Origin of the sequence: Streptomyces sp. NRRL S-455 (assembly GCF_000717875.1) — a bacterium.
In the GTDB taxonomy this organism is placed as follows: Bacteria; Actinomycetota; Actinomycetes; order Streptomycetales; family Streptomycetaceae; genus Streptomyces.
This window is the reverse complement of record NZ_JOCT01000017.1, coordinates 58,612-76,904: the sequence shown is the minus strand read 5'-3', so window position 1 is coordinate 76,904 and position 18,293 is coordinate 58,612. Positions and strand designations below refer to the sequence as shown.

The following is an 18,293-nucleotide window of genomic DNA, read 5'->3' as shown; positions in this document are numbered from 1 at the left end:
CAGGATAGCCCCGAGGGCGGACGTCGTGAGAGCGCTCTCCACGGAGGGGGAGGTCGGCCCCTCACACGCCCCGTGCGTCTCTGCCCCTTACACACCCCATGTGTCCGTCACCGCTCGTGCTGACCGTGCCCCGGGTCGTCACCCCCGTGCTCGTGCGGCTCGTACCCGGGAATCGTCCCGTCCGGCTTCTTCACCAGGAACAGCCCCACCATCCCCATGTCGGAGTGGCTCTGCACATGGCAGTGGTACATCCAGGCGCCGGCACCGACCCCCTCCCCCGCTATCACCTGGAAGCCGAACGAGTCGGCCGGGCCGGTGATCTTGTTGTCGATGACCGGGCTGGGGTCGTCGGGGCCGGTCAGCATGCCGGTGCGGTTGTCGGCCCAGCGGTGACCGTGCATGTGGAACGTGTGGTAGAACTCGCCGTGCGTGATCACGACGAACTCCACGCGATCGCCCACCGTGGCCTCGAAGTCCGGGCCCGAGTGCGGCGGCCTGTTGTTGATGAGCATGTCGTTGAAGACGACGGTGTGCGTCCGGTCGGGCAGGACGTCGCCCTTGCGGCGGACGATGACCGGGCCGTACAGGCCGTTCCGCAGGCCCTGCGTGCCGTGTTCCGTGCCGACGACGTGGTCGTGGTAGTGCCAGTAGCCCGCGCTGCCCGCCCGCCAGGTGCCGTCCTTGCGGCGGCCGGGGGCGTGGGTGCGCCAGGTGTAGGTGCGGGTGCCCCCCGGCTCGACATGACTGCGGTTCATCTTCGTGCCGTCGCTGGTGATCTCGTAGTCCAGGCCGTGGACGTGGAGGCTCACCGCGACGTCCATGGTGTTCTCGAACTCGATGTGGAGCGTGTCGCCCTCGTTGAGCTCGATCAGCGGGCCCGGGATGCTCGCCTTGCCCTTCTCCAGGCCGTAGCCCATCTGGCCGTCGGCCAGCTTCTCCGCGTACAGCTTGATCCGCTTCACCTCGCCCCCGGCGGGGGCCGTCTTCGCCGGCTTGTCGGCGCTGACGGCCTCCGGCGCCACGGACAGCGATGTCGCGACGGCCGCGCCGCCCAGCAGCACACGCCGGTTGAAGCTGCGTCTGTCCATGCGGAACTCCCCACCCTGGTAAGGCTTTTACGGAGGCGTACCTGTGATGAACCTGTGCGACGGTACCGGGCGCGCTCCCGTTTATCCACAGTCGAGACAAAGTTGATGGCATCCCGGTCATAGGTATTGGCGGAACAGGCAAAGGGGTTTAGCTTCCTTGGCGGTGTTGCTGTGACCGAGGAGGTGCCCATGCACTTACGAGGGCTGAGCAAGAGAAGACGTGTCTGGGCGGCCTCACTGGCCGCCGGAGCCGTGACCGCCGGACTGCTGTCGGGGCCCGCCGCGAGCGCGCGCCCGTATCCGGAGCCACCGCTGACAACGATGTCCATCAAGTCGCCGCCGGGCGGCGCGAACGTACGTGTGCTGATCTTCCACGGTTCCGCGGCGGCCGGAGAGGAGTCGCCGGTGGTGAACGCCGGGATCGAGGCCATCGAGGACATCGGCCTGTCGGGTCCGGCGAACCGCCGCTTCAAGGTGCAAGCCACCGACGACGCCTCGGTGTTCACCGACGAGACGAAGCTCGGCCGCTTCAACGCGATCGTGTTCCTGACCGGCGGGGGCGATGTCCTCGACGCGGAGCAGGAAGCGGGTCTGGAGGCGTACATGGAGGCCGGCGGCGGGTTCGTCGGCCTCCATGACGCGGCGCGTGCGGAGCCGTACTCGGACTGGTTCACCGGCCTGGTGGGCGCACGGCCGGCCGCGTCGAGCCCGGCGGCCGTCCAGCGGGCGACCGTGGAGGTCGGCGACCGCCGGCATCCGGCCACCGAGGAGCTTCCGGTGCAGTGGAAGCGCCCGGACAAGTGGCTGAACTGGGTGAAGAACCCGTCCGGTGACGTCCACACGGTGGCGCGCGTCCGCGAGTCGACGTACCAGCCGGGGGCGAGCGCCAACGGCTGGGACCACCCGGTCAGCTGGTGCCGCGACTACGACGGCGGCCGCTCCTTCTACACCGGCATGGGCGGCACGGTGTCGTCGTACGACGAGACCGACTTCCGGGCGCACCTGCGCGGCGCGCTGATGTGGACGACCCGGCTGGAGCAGGCCGACTGCAAGGCGACCATCAACGCCAACTACGCGGCGGAGCGGCTGACCAAGCCCAACCAGCCGGGGCAGAACGACCAGATCGGCGAGCCGCACGGGCTGGTCACCGCGCCCGACGGCCGGGTATTCTACATCGGCCGGGGCGGCGCGGACTCCTCGCAGCCCGTGATCACCGACTGGAACAACCCCGACATCGGCAAGGGCAAGGGCGAGATCCACGTCTACGACCCGAAGACCAGGCAGGTCACCCTGGCCGGTGCGCTCACCGTCTTCGGCAACAAGGGCGGCGGCGACGAGCTGGTCAAGGTCGAGGAGGGACTGCTCGGGATCGAGCTGGACCCGGAGTTCGCCCGGAACGGCTGGGTGTACCTGCACTACACGCCCCACTCCCGGATCAACCGCGACACGCGGATGGCCGAGCGGCGGGTCTCCCGTTTCACTTTCGACCAGGCCACCGGCAAGCTGGACCTCTCCAGTGAGAAGGTCCTGCTGAAGTGGCCGGTGCAGATCCACAGCTGCTGCCACGCGGGCGGCGGGATGGCCTGGGACTCCAAGGGCAACCTGTACATCGCCACCGGTGACAACAACTCCAGCGGCTTCAGCGGCGGTTACTCGGGCAACAACCCGGAGCCGAACTACAAGGGCGTGTCCTTCGCGGACGCGCGCCGCACCGCCGGCAACACCAACAACCTCAACGGCAAGATCCTGCGCATCCACCCGGAGCCGGACGGCACGTACACGCTGCCCGAAGGCAACCTCTTCACCGGCAAGGAGACGGACGAGGGCGGCGGCAAGACGCGCGGCGAGATCTACGTGATGGGCGTGCGGAACCCGGCACGCATCTTCGTCGACAAGTCGACCGACGTGCTGTACGCGGGCTGGGTCGGCCCGGACGCGAGCGCGCCCTCGACGACCTGGGGTCCGGCCAAGTACGACACCTTCGCCGTGATCACCAAGGCGGGCAACCGCGGCTGGCCGTACTGCATGGGCAACAAGCAGCCCTACCGCGACCGGGGTCTGCCGGACCCGTCCAAGCCGCTGGGCTGGTACGACTGCGACCACCCGAAGAACGAGTCGCCGAACAACGACGGACTGGTCAACCTGCCGCCGGTGACCGGCAACAACATCTGGTACTCGCCGTCGGGCGGCGCGCCGGACTACCCGCGGGACGCCGCCGGTGTCCCGTCCTACAAGCCGGAGGAGGCCACGTACCGGCTGCCCTGGCTGAAGGGCGGCGGGCAGGCAGCGATGAACGGGCCGGTCTACCGGTACGGCACAGTGGCGGCCGACAGTGCGGTCAAGTGGCCGGCGTACTGGGACGGCAAGTGGTTCGTCGGTGACTTCTACGACGCCGACCAGCCGCGCAACGCGGTGATCATGGACCCGAAGACGCAGGGCGACGGCGGTCTGCCGGTGCACTCGGAGTCGCTGAAGAAGATCGTGCCGGTCGGCAACGACGGCATCAGGAACCTCATGGACTGGAGGTTCGGTCCGGACGGCGCTCTGTACGTCCTCGACTACGGGCGCGGCTTCTTCACCTCGGACTCCAAGTCGGCCCTGTGGCGGGTCACGTACAAGGGCGGCGGGCCGACCCCGGCCGCCGGTCAGCTGGCGAGGGGGACCGAGTGATCCGGAGACGAAGAGTCTGGGCCGCCCTGCTGGCCGCCCTGCTCGTGATGCTCGGCGTGCAGGCGGTGCCCGCCGCCGGGCAGCCCGAGAGGGAGGCCGCCGAACAGGTCCTCACCTGGACGGCGGGAAACGACATCGACAAGTACCTCTCGGCACCGAAGACGGCGGTCGCCGGTTCCGCCACGATCGTCTTCGAGAACAGTACGGCCACCGGCAACACCACCGGCATGCCGCACACGCTGACGTTCGTGACCAGCGATCCCGAGTTCAACAACGACGTACAGCTCAACATCCTGGCCAACCCGAACGACGCCCAGGGCGGCAAGCACACCGCCCAGGTCACGCTCACGCCCGGCCGGTACTTCTACCACTGCACCATCCCCGGCCACGGCCAGATGCAGGGCATCCTCGTCGTCACCGAGGGGACCGGCGAGGACACCACGGCGCCCGAGGCGTCGGCGCACGTGAGCGGCACGCAGAACACGCAGGGCGAGTACGTCGGTTCGGCGAGCGTGGCGATCCACGCCACCGACGAGGGCGGCTCCGGCGTGGAGAAGGTCGAGTACGCGATCGGTGACGCGGGTGCCTGGCAGCCGTACACCGCGCCGGTCGTCGTCGACCGGGTCGGCAGCCACAAGGTCCGCTACCGGGCGTTCGACAAGGCCGGGAACGTCTCCGCCGAGAAGAGCGCGCAGTTCACGGTCGTGGCGCCCCAGTCGGACGACACCACGGCGCCGGAGACCTCGGCGACGGTGAGCGGTGAGCGCGACCCGGACGGGGCGTACATCGACATGGCGACGGTCACCGTCTCCGCCTCCGACACCGGCTCCGGGGTCAACACCATCGAGTACGCGGTGGGCTCCGGCGCCTGGCAGGCGTACACCGCGCCCGTCATGGTGCACCAGGTGGGCGAGCACACCGTCCGTTACCGGGCCACCGACAAGGCCGGCAACGTGGCGGCCGAGAAGAGTGTGCGGTTCACGGTCGTGGCGGCGCCGCCGCGGGACACCACCCCGCCGGTGACGGGCGTGACCGTGGAGGGCACGAAGAACTCGGCAGGGGCGTACGTCAACAGCGCCCGGGTGACCGTCACGGCGACCGACGAGCACGGTTCGGGTGTCGAGAGGATCGAGTACTCGCTGGACGGCGGGCCGTATCTCGCGTACTCGGCGCCGGTGGTGGTCGACCGGGCGGGCGCGCACACCGTGGCCTACCGGGCGACGGACAAGGCCGGCAACACCGCGGCGGCCCGCACGGTGACCTTCACGGTCGTCTCCGGGCAGGTCCCGGCGCCGGACTGCCCGGAGTACGACGAGCGGCTGACGGTGATCGTCGGCACGGTCGACTCGGGCGTGCGCAACCGGGTCACCGACAACCGCTGCCGGATCGGCGAGCTGATCGAGGACGAGAAGGAGTGGACGTCCCACGCGCTGTTCCTCAAGCACGTGACGTCCGTCCTCGACGAGCTGCTGAAGGAAGGGGTCATCGACCAGCGGGAGTCCAGGGCGATCCGGAAAGCGGCCCGCCAGTCGGGCATCGGCAAACCGGGGCAGACCGAGGGCTACCGTGCGCTCTTCGACGGCACAGCCGAGTCCCTCGGCAAGTGGCAGCAGGTGGGCGGCGGTTCGTTCGGGCTGAACCCGGACGGGACGATCACCTCCAGCACGACCACGCCCGGCATGGGCATGCTGTGGTTCCCGGAGCGCAAGTACGGCGACTTCTCACTGAAGCTCCAGTGGCGCGACGACGCACCTGGCACCGGCAATGCCAACTCCGGTGTGTTCGTGCGCTTCCCGTGGGTCCACGACCACCCGGAGGAGTCCCGGCCCGAGTGGGTCGCCATCAAGTACGGGCATGAGGTGCAGGTGCTCGACCGGCCCGACGGCGACATGTACAAGACGGGCTCGGTCTACGGATTCGACCGTGTGGGCCTGGCCGGCGCGGGCGTGACCCAGAAGGGCACCTGGAACGACTACGAGATCCGTGTGGAAGGCCAGCACTACTCGGTGTTCCGCAACGGTGTGCTGCTCAACGAGTTCGACAACACCGGCGGCCAGGAGTTCACCCCGCCCCGCTCGGACGACCCGGGCACGGACGGGCGGCGCTTCTCCTCCGGCTACATCGGGCTCCAGGTGCACGGCACGACGGACGTGGTCTCGTACCGCGACATCCGGATCAAGGAGTTGTAGGCCCCTCGGGCGCCTTCCTGGCCCTGCTCGGCTGTACCCGCCTGGGCTCCCCCGGCATCTTCGGATACTCGGGCGGGTATGGCAGGTCTCCCAGCCCGTGGTCGTGCTCGTCGCGGCGGGCGAGGTCGAGCAGGGCTTCCAGGGAGTAGCGGCGGTCGTCCATGTCCGCGTGCACGTCGCCGAGTTCGGCGAAGCGCGTGGGCATCGTCGCGAGGTCGAAGTCCTGGGGGTGCGCGACCCCGACCTCCTCCCAGCGCAGGGGTGCGGAGACGGGGGCGTGCGGGCGGGGGCGTACGGAGTAGGCGGAGGCGATGGTGCGGTCGCGTGCCGTCTGGTTGTAGTCGATGAAGATGCGCTCCCCGCGCTCCTCCTTCCACCACTTGATGGTCACCTGGTCCGGCATCCGCCGCTCCATCTCCCGGCCGACGGCGATGGCGGCGCGCCGGACCTGGGTGAAGGTCCAGCGCGGTTCGATCGGCACGAAGACGTGCAGGCCCCGGCCGCCGGAGGTCTTGGGGAAGCCGCGCAGTCCGCCGAACTCGTCGAGCACGGACCGGAGTTCGTGGGCGGCGCGGGCGGCGTCGTCGTAGTCGGTGCCGGGCTGCGGGTCGAGGTCGATGCGCAGTTCGTCGGGGTGGTCGACGTCGTCGCGGCGGACCGGCCAGGGGTGGAAGGTGAGGGTGCCGAACTGGGCGGCCCACACCACCGCGCCGACCTCGGTGGGGCACATCTCGTCGGCGCTGCGGCCGCTGGGGAAGGTGATGTGCGCGGTCGGGATCCAGTCGGGCATGTTCTTCGGCGCCCGCTTCTGGAAGAAGTTCTCGCCGTTCACGCCTTCGGGGTAGCGCTCCAGGGTGGTGGGCCGGTCGCGCAGGGCGCGCAGGATGCCGGGGCCGACGGCCAGGTAGTAGCGGGCGAGGTCCAGCTTGGTGAAACCGCGCTCGGGGAAGAACACCTTGTCCGGGCTGGACAGCCGTACGGTCCGGCCGCCGGCCTCCAGTTCCACCGCGTCACCCATGCGAGCAACGGTAGGCGTACCACGCAGGTATCGCATATCGGGCGTTGCGGCTCATGCAGGAGCAGAATCGACCCATGGATCTACCGGTGATGCCCCCTGTGCTGCCGATGCTCGCCAAGTCCGTGGCGGCGATCCCGTCGGGCATGCAGTACGAGGCGAAGTGGGACGGATTCCGGGCGATCGTGTTCCGCGACGGGGACGAGGTGGAGCTCGGCAGCCGGACCGGGAAGCCTCTGACCAGGTACTTTCCCGAGCTGGTGGTGGCCGTGCGGGAACGGCTGCCGGAGCGCTGCGTGATCGACGGGGAGATCGTGATCGCGCGGGAGGGACATCTGGACTTCGACGCCCTGACGGAGCGGATCCACCCCGCGGACTCGCGGGTGCGGACGCTGGCCGAGCGGACGCCCGCCTCACTGGTCGTGTTCGACCTGCTGGCGCTGGGGGACGAGTCGCTGATGGGCGCTCCGCTGACCGAGCGTCGGGAGCTGCTGGCCAGGGAGCTGTCCGGGGTGGCGGCCCCGGTGCACCTGGCTCCGGCGACCACGGACATCGAGGTGGCGCGGCAGTGGTTCGAGGAGTACGAGGGAGCGGGCCTGGACGGTGTCATCGCCAAGCCGCTGACCGTGCGCTACCGCCCGGACGAACGCGCCATGTTCAAGATCAAACACGAACGGACGGCGGATGTCGTCGTCGCCGGGTACCGCCTGCACAAGAGCGGCCCGGTGGTCGGCTCGCTGCTGCTCGGACTGTACGACGACCGGGGCGCACTCCAGCACGTGGGCGTGTCCGCCGCCTTCCCGATGAAGCGGCGCGCCGAGCTGGTGGAGGAACTGGAACCGCTGCGCATGGACGACGTCCAGGGGCATCCGTGGGCGGCCTGGGCCGACGAGGCCGCGCACGAGAAGGCCCGGCTGCCGGGGGCGCCGAGCCGCTGGTCGGGCCGTAAGGATTTGTCGTGGGTGCCGCTGCGGCCGGAGCGGGTGGCCGAGGTGGCGTATGACCACATGGAGAACGGGCAGCGTTTCCGGCACACCGCCCGTTTCCGCCGCTGGCGCCCGGACCGGGCTCCCGAGAGCTGCACCTACGCGCAGCTGGAGGAGCCCGTCCGGTACGACCTGGCGGAGATCCTCGGCTCCTGACCGGGCCCCTGAGGGCGACTCAGGGCTGCATCAGGACCTTGACCGCGCCGTCCTGCTTGCGCTGGAACATCTCGTAGGCGTGCGGTGCCTCGGACAGCGAGACCCGGTGGGTGGCGAAGTCGTCGACGCCGAGCGGGTCCTCGTCGGTCAGGTACGGGATGATGTCGTCGCTCCAGCGGCGGACGTTGGCCTGCCCCATCCGCATCTGGATCTGCTTGTCGAACAGGGTGAGCATCGGCATCGGGTCCGCCATGCCGCCGTAGACACCGGACAGCGAGATGGTGCCGCCGCGGCGCACCAGCTCGATGGCGGTGTGGAGGGCGGAGAGCCGGTCGACGCTGAAGCGTTCGGCGAACGGTCCGCTGATCTTGCGGGGCAGCATCGACGAGGCCGTCTGGGCGAGCTTGGCCGCCGCGCCGCCATGGGCTTCGGTGCCGACCGCGTCGATCACAGCGTCGGGGCCGCGCCCGTCGGTCTGGTCGCGGATCGCGGCGACGAGTTCCTTCTCGTCGTCGAACGACCTGAGGTCGAAGGTCTCCACGCCCCGCGAGCGCGCCCGCCGCAGGCGCTCCGGCACCAGGTCCACTCCGAACACCCGTCCGGCGCCGCGCACCTGGGCGACGCGGCAGGCCATGTCGCCGATGGGCCCGAGCCCGAGCACGGCGACGCTGCCGCCCTGTGGGACGTCAGCGTAGGCGACCGCCTGCCAGGCGGTGGGCAGCACGTCGGAGAGGTAGACGAAACGGTCGTCGGACGGGCCTTCGGGGACCTTGATCGGGCCGTACTGCGCCTGCGGGACGCGCAGGTACTCGGCCTGGGCGCCCGGCACGGAGCCGTACAGCCGGGTGTAGCCGAACAGGGCGGCGCCCATGCCCTCGCCGTGGACCTGGGTGGTCTCGCACTGGGTGGGCAGGCCGGTCAGGCACATCCAGCAGTTGCCGCAGGCGATCTGGAACGGGACCACGACCCGGTCCCCCACCTGGAGGTCCGGGACGCCCGCGCCGACCTCCTCGACGATGCCCATGGGTTCATGGCCGAGGATGTCGCCCGGAGTCATGAACGGCGTGAGCACTTCGTACAGGTGCAGGTCGGATCCGCACAGTCCGGTGGAGGTGATGCGGATGATCGCGTCCGTCGGCTCCTGGATCTTCGGATCGGGCACGTTCTCCACCCGCACGTCCCGTTTGCCCTGCCAGGTCACTGCCCTCATCGCCTCGCGCTCCCTCCGTAGCGTGCGCGTCGGTCTACGGCGAGGCCCGAGTACCCGGGCGCTTCGCGCCGAACCTTGCGCCGATCGACGGACAAGGCGGAGAACCTGCACCATAAACGATCGACTATGGCCATCGTCAGACATATAAGTGCACAATCATGACAATCGATGACATGAGGCGCGGTGGCGACGGTGGTCAAGGGACGAAGGCTGCGCGGACGGCGTGCCGCGACCACAGCGGCGCTGCTGGCCGCCACGGTGACGGCCGCCCTGGCGGCGGGGTGCACCGGCGGGGGCGGCCCGGGCGACGACGGACGGGGGTCGGCGAGGGAGTCGGAGCAGGGAGCATCACCTCCGGCGACCGGCCCCGGCGTGCTCGCGGTCAAGATCGACAACGCCCGCACGGCCCGGCCGCACACGGGCGTCGGCACCGCGGACATCGTGTACGTCGAGCAGGTCGAGGGCGGGCTGAGTCGGCTGATGGCGGTGTACGCGACCCGGTTGCCGAAGACCGTGGGCCCGGTGCGCAGCGCACGTGAGTCGGATCTGGAGTTGCTGCGCCAGTTCGACCAGCCCACGCTCGCCTTCTCCGGCGCACAGTCGAAGCTCCTGCCGCTGATCGACAAGGCGCCCCTGCGGGCGGAGACGCCGGGCAGCGCCTCGGACGCGTACTTCCGGGACTCCGGCAGAACCGCCCCGCACAACCTCTTCCTGCGGCCCGGGCAGATCGTGCCCGACACCCCGGGAGCGACCGCACTGACCACCGGCTTCCGCTACGGCTCCGCCCCCGCAGGCGGCACCCCGGAGACCCAGCGGACGGTGCGCTATCCGGCGGCCCGTTTCACCTTCACCTGGTCCGAGGACCGCGACCGCTGGCTGGTCGGCATGGACGGCGCGCCCGCGACGACGGCCGACGGGGAGCGGATGACGGCGGCGACGGTCGTCGTGCAGTACGTGAAGGTGCGCGAGTCGGCCTTCGGGGACTTCCTCGGCAACAACACGCCGTACACCGAGACGGTCGGCTCGGGGACGGCTGAGGTGCTGCGCGACGGCCGGGCCCACGACGTGGCCTGGGAGCGCGAGAACGCCACGGACGGCACGGCGTTCACCACCGGCGACGGCACGCCGGTGAACTTCGCGAGGGGACCGGTGTGGGTGGTGTACGCCGAGGCGCCCTGACCCGCCCGTGCGGGGCACGCCGGTCAGCGGGGCGCCGGCAGGGGCTCCCCTGGGTTGCGCAGCCCCTCGGCCGCGTCCGCCACGCGCCGGATGAGGTCGAAGAACACCGTCCGCTCCTCGGCGGTCAGCGGCGCGAGGAACACCTGGTTCATACGGGCGGTGCGCACGGTCAGCCTGCGGTGCGTACGCGCCCCCTCCTCCGTGAGACGCAGCAGGAACCGGCGGCCGTCCTCCGGGTCGCGGACCTTGTCGAGCAGTCCGCGCCGGCTGAGCCGGCTGATCACCTCGGCGATCGTCGACCGGTCGAGCCCCACCCGCTCCCCCACCGTCCGCTGGTCCAGGCCGGGCTCGGCCACGAGCGTGTTGAGGACCGCGAACTGGGGCGAGGTGATCTCCTCGGAGACCATCGTGTTCCACAGCAGGTAGTGCGCCTGCTGGAGCCGCCGGGCCAGGTGCCCGGGGTGGGTGGTGAGGTCCGCCGCCGCCATGTGCACCCCTCGGTTGCTTTACTTGGTGCACTGAACAATACCCGGCCGTCCAGGAGCTGTCTGCCGTCCGTGCAGGGGCCCATCAGTGCCGACACCAGGGCCTTGACGCCCTGCCGCCCTGATGGCAGCGTGAGGGAAGGCTTCAGAGAAATACTCAGTGCCCTGACTAAGTGGGTCGGGACGCTCGGAGAAGATGGGGCTTCCATGACTCTCACACAGCACGACATCGACCAGGAGATCGCGGCCGGTCGCGCCGCGTACGAGAAGCGCCTCGCGGACGGCGGGCCGGTCGAGCACCAGCCGCGCCGCGACTACGCGCCGTACCGCTCCTCGGTGCTCCGCCACCCGAAGCAGCCGCCGGTCACCATCGACGTCAGCCAGGACCCGGAGCTGGTGGAGCTGTCCTCCCCGGCCTTCGGGGAGCGGGACATCACCGAGATCGACAACGACCTCACCCGGCAGCACCACGGGGAGCCGATCGGCGAGCGCATCACCGTCTCCGGCCGTCTCCTGGACCGTGACGGCCGTCCGGTGCGCGGCCAGCTCGTGGAGATCTGGCAGGCCAACTCCGCGGGACGCTACGCCCACCAGCGCGAGCAGCACGACGCCCCGCTGGACCCCAACTTCACCGGCGTGGGCCGCACGCTCACCGACGACGACGGCCGGTACCACTTCACCACCGTCCAGCCGGGCCCGTATCCCTGGCGCCAGCACGTCAACGCCTGGCGGCCGGCGCACATCCACTTCTCGCTCTTCGGTACGGCGTTCACCCAGCGGCTCGTGACGCAGATGTACTTCCCGAGCGATCCGCTGTTCCCCTACGACCCGATCATCCAGTCGGTGACGGACGACGCGGCCCGGCAGCGGCTGGTCGCGACGTACGACCACAGCCTGTCGGTGCCGGAGTTCTCGATGGGCTACCACTGGGACATCGTGCTGGACGGCCCGCAGGCCACCTGGATCGAGGAAGGGCGCTGACCTGCCATGACGAAGATCGACACCAGCAGGCCGGAGAGCGTGCTGCCCACCCCCTCGCACACCGTCGGCCCGTTCTACGGTCACGCCCTGCCGTTCCGCGGCGGTGAGGACATCGCGCCCGCCGGACATCCGGACACGGTCACCGTGCACGGGTACGTCCTGGACGGCGAGGGCAAGCCGCTGCCCGACGCCCTGATCGAACTGTGGGGCCCGGATCCCGACGGCAAGGTCGCGACAGCCGACGGTTCGATGCGCCGCGACCCCGCGTCGGGCGGCTTCCTGGGGCGCAACGGTGTGGAGTTCACGGGCTGGGGGCGGATCCAGACCGACGCGAACGGCCACTGGTACGCGCGCACCCTGCGGCCCGGTGCGCGCGGGCGGAACGCCCCGTACCTCAGCGTGTGCGTCTTCGCGCGCGGGCTCCTCGTGCACCTGTACACCCGGATCTACCTGCCGGGCGACACGGAGGCGCTCGCCGCCGACCCGCTGCTGTCCCGGCTGGAGGAAGAGCGCCGCGACACGCTGATCGCCGCGGCGGAGGACAGCGGGACGTACCGTTTCGACATCCGCCTCCAGGGCGAAGGAGAGACCGTCTTCCTGGAGTTCCGGTGACAGCCGCGCAGGGCGACCCCGGTCTGCTCGGCCCCGGGTGGGCCGGCTCGGCGGCCTCCTCCGCCACGAGTGACCACGCGTACCTGCGGGCGCTGCTCGACGCCGAGGCCGCGCTGACCCGGGCTCAGGCCGCGCTGGGCCTCGCCCCGGCCGAAGCGGCGACGACGGTGACGGATGCGGCCGGCACCGGCGCCTTCGACCTGCGGGCCCTCGCCGAGCGGGCCCGGGCGGGCGGCAACCCCGTCATCCCCCTGGTCGCCGACCTGACGAAGGCGGTCGGCGACGAGTACGGCCCGTACGTCCACCGGGGCGCGACCAGCCAGGACATCATGGACACGGCGACGATGCTGGTCGCCGTGCGCACGCTTGGCCCGATCCTCGACGATCTCGGCCGCACGGAGCGGGCGCTGGCCGCCCTCGCCGCCGAACACCGCGACACCGTGATGCCGGGGCGGACCCTCACCCAGCACGCCGTACCCACGACGTTCGGGCTGAAGGCCGCAGGGTGGCGGTCGCTGGTCCTCGACGCACGGGACCGGGTGACGGCCGTGCGGGACGCACTGCCCGTCCAACTGGGGGGCGCGGCGGGGACATTGGCGGCCTTCGGCGCGTACGGCGCGAGCGATCCGGCAGAGCTGCCGTGGGCGTACGCCCGTGAACTCGGTCTACGGGCGCCCGACCTGCCCTGGCACACCCTGCGCACGCCGGTCGCCGATCTCGCGGGGTGCCTCGCCTTCACCGCCGGCGCGCTGGGCAAGGTCGCCGTGGACGTCCTCACCCTCTCCCGCACCGAGATCGCCGAGGTCGTTGAGGGCAGCGGCGGGGGCTCCTCCGCGATGCCGCACAAGTCCAACCCCGTACGGTCCACCCTCATCGCCGCCGCGGCCCGGCGGGCGCCCCAGCTCGCGGCCATGCTGTACGGATCGCTGGCCGCGGAGGACGAGCGGCCTGCCGGGGCCTGGCACGCGGAGTGGGAGCCGCTGAGGGACCTGCTGCGGCTGGTCGGCGGGGCCGCCCGGGATGCCGCCGGCCTGGCCGAGGGACTGCGGGTCCGGCCGGAGGCCATGCGCGAACACCTGGATCTGACCGGCGGGCTGATCGTCTCCGAGCGGCTGTCCGCCGAACTGGCCCCGGTGCTGGGCCGGGCCCGCGCCAAGGAACTGCTCTCCAGGCTGGCCTCCGAGGAGCGGCAGCTTTCCGAGGCGCCGGAGCTGGCGGACGCCGACCTCGACCCCACCCACTACACCGGCTCCGCCGGAGCCCTCACCGACCGTGCTCTGGAGCGACGTTGACACTCCTCAACCACCGTGCCGAAGGGCCCGCCTCCGCGCCCCCGCTGCTGCTGGGCCCCTCACTCGGCACGTCGTACGCCCTGTGGGACAAGGTGGCACCCGAACTGTCGGCCACCCATCGGGTGGTCCGCTGGGATCTTCCGGGACACGGGGGTTCGGCGGCCGGTCTCATCGAGGCGGGCGCGACCGTCGGTGACCTCGCCGGGCTGGTGCTGGCGCTCGCCGACTCGCTCGGCATCGAGCGGTTCGCGTACGCCGGTGTGTCGCTGGGCGGGGCCGTGGGGCTGCATCTCGCGGTCCGGCATCCCGAGCGGCTGTCCTCGCTGGCCGTGATCTGCTCCTCGGCACACTTCAACGGGGCGAAGCCCTGGGAGGAGCGGGCGGCGCTGGTGCGGCGGGAAGGTCTTGCCGGGCTGGCGGAGAACGCCGACGCCCGCTGGTTCACGTCCGGCTTCACCGTGCCGGAACTCGTTCAGGACCACCGGGACGCCGACCCGGACGCCTACGCCGCCTGCTGTGACGCGCTCGCCGCGTTCGATCTGCGGGACCGGCTGACCGGGATCGCCGTACCGACCCTGCTGGTCGCCGGCCGTGACGATCCGGCGACGCCGCCCGCACACCTGCGGGAGATCGCCGACGCGGTGCCGGGCGCGGCACTCGTGGAGATCCCGGGTGCCTCGCACCTGGCTCCCGCGCAGTGCCCGGAGGCGGTGCTGACCGCGCTGCGGGCACACTTCGGCGGGCCCGCGGGGCGGGGGATGGAGGTGCGGCGCGAGGTGCTCGGCGATGCGCACGTCGACCGGGCGCAGGCCCGGCAGACCCCCTTCACCGCGCGATTCCAGGACTTCATCTCGCGCTACGCCTGGGGCGAGATCTGGACCGACCCTACGCTGTCCCGTCGCGAACGCAGCATGATCACCCTCACCGCGCTGGTCGCGCACGGCCACTACGACGAGCTGGCCATGCACGTCCGCGCGGCCCGCCGCAACGGGCTCACACCGGAGGAGATCGGCGCGGTGCTGCTCCAGACGGCGGTGTACTGCGGGGTGCCGGCGGCGAACTCGGCGTTCGCGACGGCCCAGCGGGTGCTGGCCGAAGAGGACGGCGCGCCAGGGTGACCCCGCTGGTCATCGCCTCGGCGGTGGCGCGCCCGGGCACCCACGGCGTGGCTCGCCGACGGCGCGGCGGGTGTGCCGGCCCTGGCCACGCGGGGCGTGGGAACCGGCCGCTTCTACGACGGGACACGGGCGGGGCAGGGGCACACCCGGCGGCGTACGACCCGGGTGTGCGGCCGCGACTGGCCGCGGTGACCGGCCAGTCGGTGCGGGGGAAGCGGCGCGGCTGCGCTCGCCGCGGCAGCGCCCCGCGCTGTGACCGCGCACTTTTCACTGCCCCGGCCGGGCGGCTTCAACGCGTCTGAAACCGGCCGCGGTGACCGACCGGCCGGCGCGGATCCGGTTCCGGACCGCTGTCGTCGCGGACACGGGGAGCCGGCCGGGCCGCGCTCAGCGCAGCCCCACGTCCGTCTTCAGTTCGGCCCGTGCCCGGGCCGCCAGGCCGTCCGCGCCGCACGAGACCGCCAGGTCCAGGCCGCGCTCGAGGTCGGGCACCGAACGTGCGGCGACGCCGTACTCGACGCGGGCCGCCGCGTGTTCGTACTGGCAGGGCGAGGCCTCCAGGTAGGTGACGGCCTGGGCGGCGAGCCGGACGGCGCGCTGGCCGGTCTCCAGGGCGGCGGCGCAGCGCAGGGCCTCGCCTATCGCGGTGTCCGTGCCGAAGCGCTCGGCCCGGCGGCGGACGTCGACGGCGAGGCGGGCGGCGCGGGCCGGGTCCTCGGTGCTGAGGGCCCGGGCCAGATCGGCGGCCCAGGGGACGAGCACGGGATTGTGGTGGCCGCGCGCCGCCGCCGCCTTCTCGGCGGCCTCCAGTTCGTTGATGCCGTCCTTGGTGCGGCCGACGGCGATCAGCAGCCGGCCGCGGACCGAGCGCGGGTCGGGCAGGACGATGGTGGAAGGGTAGGGCGGGGCGAAGCCGTGCCGTTCGGCGACCTCCCAGGCCTCCTCGACGCGGCCGCGGGCGAGCAGCGTGTCGACGAGGTTGCAGGTCGCGGTCCAGTACAGGGGCAGACCGCGGCCGACGCGCTCGGCGAGCCGCAGCGACTCGCGCAGGGACGCCTCCGCTTCCTTGAGGCGCCCCCGCCTGCGGTGCCCGAGCCCCACGTAGGCGTGGGCCAGGGCGAGGTGGCCGCCGCTCCAGCCGGCGGTCTCGTAGGAACGCAGGGCTTCGTTGTAGAGAGCCTCGGCTCGGTCGAGGCGGTCGGTGAACCCGTACGCGTTGGCCAGCATCAGCAGCAGTTCGATACCCCACTCGGTGTCGGTCCAGCCGAGCCCGGGGGCGAGGCGGCCGTTGACGAGGGCGCGGTCGCACGCCTCGGTGACCTCCTCGGCGTTCTCGCCGTGCATCAGGGCGTCGAAGCCGCGCAGGATGAGCAGGGCGCGTTCGGAGTTGTCCCGGCCGGTGCAGGTGCTCGCGAGGTCGGCGAGCCGCCGGGAGCGGTCGGGTGAGGTGGCCTCGCCGGCGTGTATGCCCTCCCACATGAAGTGCACGGCCTGCAGCCGCATCCGGGCGGGCCCGGCCGGGAGCCGGGCGGCCTCCGCCTCGACCGTGCGGACGGCCTCCTCCAGCTGGTCGTTGTGGAGCAGTGCCTGGGAGAGCCGGAAGACGGCGTCCACCCGCTGGTCGCCGTCGAGTCCGGGCATGCCGAGCGCGGTCCGCAGATGGCCGATGGTGCGGGCGGGCGCGGTCAGGAAGGTCGCTTCGGCCAGTTCGTACAGGACGTGCGGGTGGGACTCGGGCCGGGGCGGTTCCTTCAGGGCGCGCTCCAGGCAGCGGCGGGCCGCGTCGGGCGCGCCGACGGCGAGGTGCTCGCGGGCGGCCTCGCGCAGTTGCCCGACGAGTTCCTCGTCGTCGTCGGGGTGGACCTCGATGAGGTGACGGGCGGCGGCCGCGGCGCCGTGCCCCTCGTCGGTGACGATCCGGGCGGCGATGCCGTGCATGGCGGTGCGCAGGGCGTCGGGGATGGAGTCGTAGACGGCGGTGGCGATGAGCGGGTGGACGAACTCCAGGTCGCCGTCGCCGCCGCGGCCGGTCGCGGGGTCGGACGCGGTGAGGATGCGGGCGGTGCGCAGCAGTTCGGCGCAGCGGCGGGCGGCGTCGGGTTTCAGGGTGGCGAGCTTGGCGACCAGGTCGACGGAGATGCCGGTGCCGAGGATGGCGGCGGCCCAGGCGAACCGTGTGGCGTCGATGCCGAGTTCCTCCAGGCGGGCGACGAGGCCGCCGCCGCGGGCCGAGCGGTTCAGCTCGCGCAGTTCGCCGGCCCGGGCCTCGACCGGTTCGAGCTCACTGTCCCGCACCTTGGCGAGGAGTTCGACGGTGTCGTAGGGGTTGCCGGCGGTGACGGCCCAGACCTCGCGGCAGAACGCGGCGTCGGCGTGCCTGCCGAGGGCGGCGCGGGTGAGTCCGGCCGTGGCGTCCGGGGTGAGGGCGTTCAGCGTGGTGGCGGGGCCGTTCGCGGCGGCGGCGACGGTGTCGAGGTGGCGGGCGCTCGCGCCGGGGACCTCGTCCGGGCGGCGGGTGACCACGACCAGGACGGACGTCTCGTCGAGTCGCTCGGCGAACGCCGCGAGCCAGTGCAGGGTCTCCTGGTCGGCCCAGTGGGCGTCGTCGATGAGCAGCACCAGCGGCCAGTCCCGGCGGGAGAGGCGGCGCACCGCGGCGACCAGGCCGTCGCACACACCCTGCGGGTCGGCCTGCCGGTCACCGGGGTCTGCGATGCCGAGGGCGGGGCCGGCGATGTCGTACCAGTCGCCGAGGTACTCGCGTGCCTCCTCGGGCAGCATGGACACCAGTGCCGGCTGCAGTAACTGCCGTACCACGTTGAAGGGGACCGACCTGAGGGTCTCGCCTCCGCGTGCCGACCAGACCGTGCAGCCGCGGGCCTCGGCGATGCGGCGGATTTCGGCCAGCAGCGCGGTCTTGCCGAGTCCTGCCTCGCCCCGGAAGACGAGCAGCCCGCCGGACGAGGAGCGGTCCGCGCACAGGCTGTCGAGCGCCCGCGTGACGGCGGAGACTTCCTCGTCACGCTCCCACAGGGAGGCCGAGGCGGCCGTGGGCCGTACCTCCGTCATCCCGCTACCTCCCCAAGTCGCCCGAACGACGTACCGACATCGAGCGTAGTCCCCCTTCCGCCTGAATGGAGGGCGGACCTGGCACCAGTTGCCGTGACGGATGACACCGGGTGCGGCACCGGTCGTTTTCACGCCAACAGCGCGTGGCGACAAGGCAGGTGACGTTCTATCACCGAATCCAGGACTCGCGGGCATGGCCGCCGGGCTCTGGAGGCGGGCCGATGAGTGATCTCACCGTGTGGT

Annotated in this window: 13 protein-coding genes; 8 read left to right on the top strand and 5 right to left on the bottom strand. The window is 71.7% G+C overall.

All coding sequences use genetic code 11. The features are described from left to right. Nucleotides 1–107: 107 nt before the first annotated feature. On the bottom strand, nt 108–1,088 hold the full coding sequence (locus tag IE97_RS0122450; protein ID WP_030243478.1) for a multicopper oxidase domain-containing protein: 981 nt from the start codon (nt 1,086–1,088) through the stop codon (nt 108–110). Nucleotides 1,089–1,277: 189 nt separating this feature from the next. Here IE97_RS0122450 and IE97_RS0122445 point away from each other — a divergent pair, with 189 nt between their 5' ends. Both IE97_RS0122445 and IE97_RS0122440 read left to right on the top strand, forming a co-directional pair. Continuing rightward, nucleotides 1,278–3,758 (top strand): ThuA domain-containing protein, encoded by a 2,481-nt coding sequence (locus tag IE97_RS0122445; RefSeq protein WP_199809836.1) that lies wholly within the window; start codon nt 1,278–1,280, stop codon nt 3,756–3,758. Between the two features lie 47 nt (nt 3,759–3,805). After that, nucleotides 3,806–5,947: an OmpL47-type beta-barrel domain-containing protein gene (locus IE97_RS0122440; protein ID WP_037844644.1), complete on the top strand. Its 2,142-nt coding sequence runs from the start codon at nt 3,806–3,808 to the stop codon at nt 5,945–5,947. Here the strand turns inward: IE97_RS0122440 and ligD are convergent. Beyond that, nucleotides 5,934–6,965 (bottom strand): non-homologous end-joining DNA ligase, encoded by a 1,032-nt coding sequence (gene ligD / locus IE97_RS0122435; RefSeq protein WP_030243471.1) that lies wholly within the window; start codon nt 6,963–6,965, stop codon nt 5,934–5,936. The two genes, IE97_RS0122440 and ligD, sit on opposite strands and share 14 nt — an antisense overlap. A gap of 74 nt (nt 6,966–7,039) precedes the next feature. Between ligD and IE97_RS0122430 the strand changes: the two genes are divergently transcribed. Further along, a complete protein-coding gene (locus tag IE97_RS0122430) occupies nt 7,040–8,104 on the top strand; it encodes an ATP-dependent DNA ligase (RefSeq protein ID WP_030243470.1) in 1,065 nt (354 codons plus the stop codon). 19 nt (nt 8,105–8,123) lie between these two features. Here the strand turns inward: IE97_RS0122430 and IE97_RS0122425 are convergent, their stop codons facing one another. Beyond that, nucleotides 8,124–9,314, bottom strand: coding sequence for a zinc-dependent alcohol dehydrogenase (locus IE97_RS0122425; protein WP_030243469.1), 1,191 nt, complete (start codon nt 9,312–9,314; stop codon nt 8,124–8,126). A gap of 183 nt (nt 9,315–9,497) precedes the next feature. Here IE97_RS0122425 and IE97_RS0122420 point away from each other — a divergent pair, with 183 nt between their 5' ends. Further along, nucleotides 9,498–10,493: a DUF3048 domain-containing protein gene (locus tag IE97_RS0122420; RefSeq protein WP_234310665.1), complete on the top strand. Its 996-nt coding sequence runs from the start codon at nt 9,498–9,500 to the stop codon at nt 10,491–10,493. Nucleotides 10,494–10,516: 23 nt separating this feature from the next. Here the strand turns inward: IE97_RS0122420 and IE97_RS0122415 are convergent, their stop codons facing one another. Continuing rightward, the gene (locus IE97_RS0122415) at nt 10,517–10,981 is read right to left on the bottom strand and encodes a MarR family winged helix-turn-helix transcriptional regulator (protein ID WP_030243464.1); all 465 of its coding nucleotides are present in this window, start codon (nt 10,979–10,981) and stop codon (nt 10,517–10,519) included. Nucleotides 10,982–11,185: 204 nt separating this feature from the next. Between IE97_RS0122415 and pcaH the strand changes: the two genes are divergently transcribed. From pcaH to pcaD, 4 genes are read left to right on the top strand one after another with little or no spacing between them, the layout of a single operon-like run. Beyond that, nucleotides 11,186–11,959, top strand: a complete 774-nt coding sequence (pcaH, locus tag IE97_RS0122410; RefSeq protein WP_030243462.1) for a protocatechuate 3,4-dioxygenase subunit beta — start codon at nt 11,186–11,188, stop codon at nt 11,957–11,959. 6 nt (nt 11,960–11,965) lie between these two features. Then, nucleotides 11,966–12,571, top strand: coding sequence for a protocatechuate 3,4-dioxygenase subunit alpha (gene pcaG / locus IE97_RS0122405; protein WP_030243459.1), 606 nt, complete (start codon nt 11,966–11,968; stop codon nt 12,569–12,571). Continuing rightward, complete coding sequence (pcaB, locus tag IE97_RS0122400) at nt 12,568–13,863, top strand: 3-carboxy-cis,cis-muconate cycloisomerase (RefSeq protein ID WP_030243456.1); 1,296 nt, start codon at nt 12,568–12,570, stop codon at nt 13,861–13,863. Before pcaG ends, pcaB begins: the two co-directional genes overlap by 4 nt. Next, nucleotides 13,860–14,981, top strand: a complete 1,122-nt coding sequence (gene pcaD / locus IE97_RS0122395; RefSeq protein WP_030243454.1) for a 3-oxoadipate enol-lactonase — start codon at nt 13,860–13,862, stop codon at nt 14,979–14,981. The genes pcaB and pcaD overlap by 4 nt, the downstream gene beginning before the upstream one ends. 387 nt (nt 14,982–15,368) lie before the next feature. On the opposite strand, the gene IE97_RS0122390 is transcribed toward pcaD, so the two are convergent. Beyond that, nucleotides 15,369–18,050 carry an ATP-binding protein gene (locus tag IE97_RS0122390; RefSeq protein ID WP_030243451.1) on the bottom strand — a complete coding sequence of 894 codons (2,682 nt, stop codon included), beginning with the start codon at nt 18,048–18,050 and terminating at the stop codon, nt 15,369–15,371. Nucleotides 18,051–18,293 lie beyond the last annotated feature (243 nt).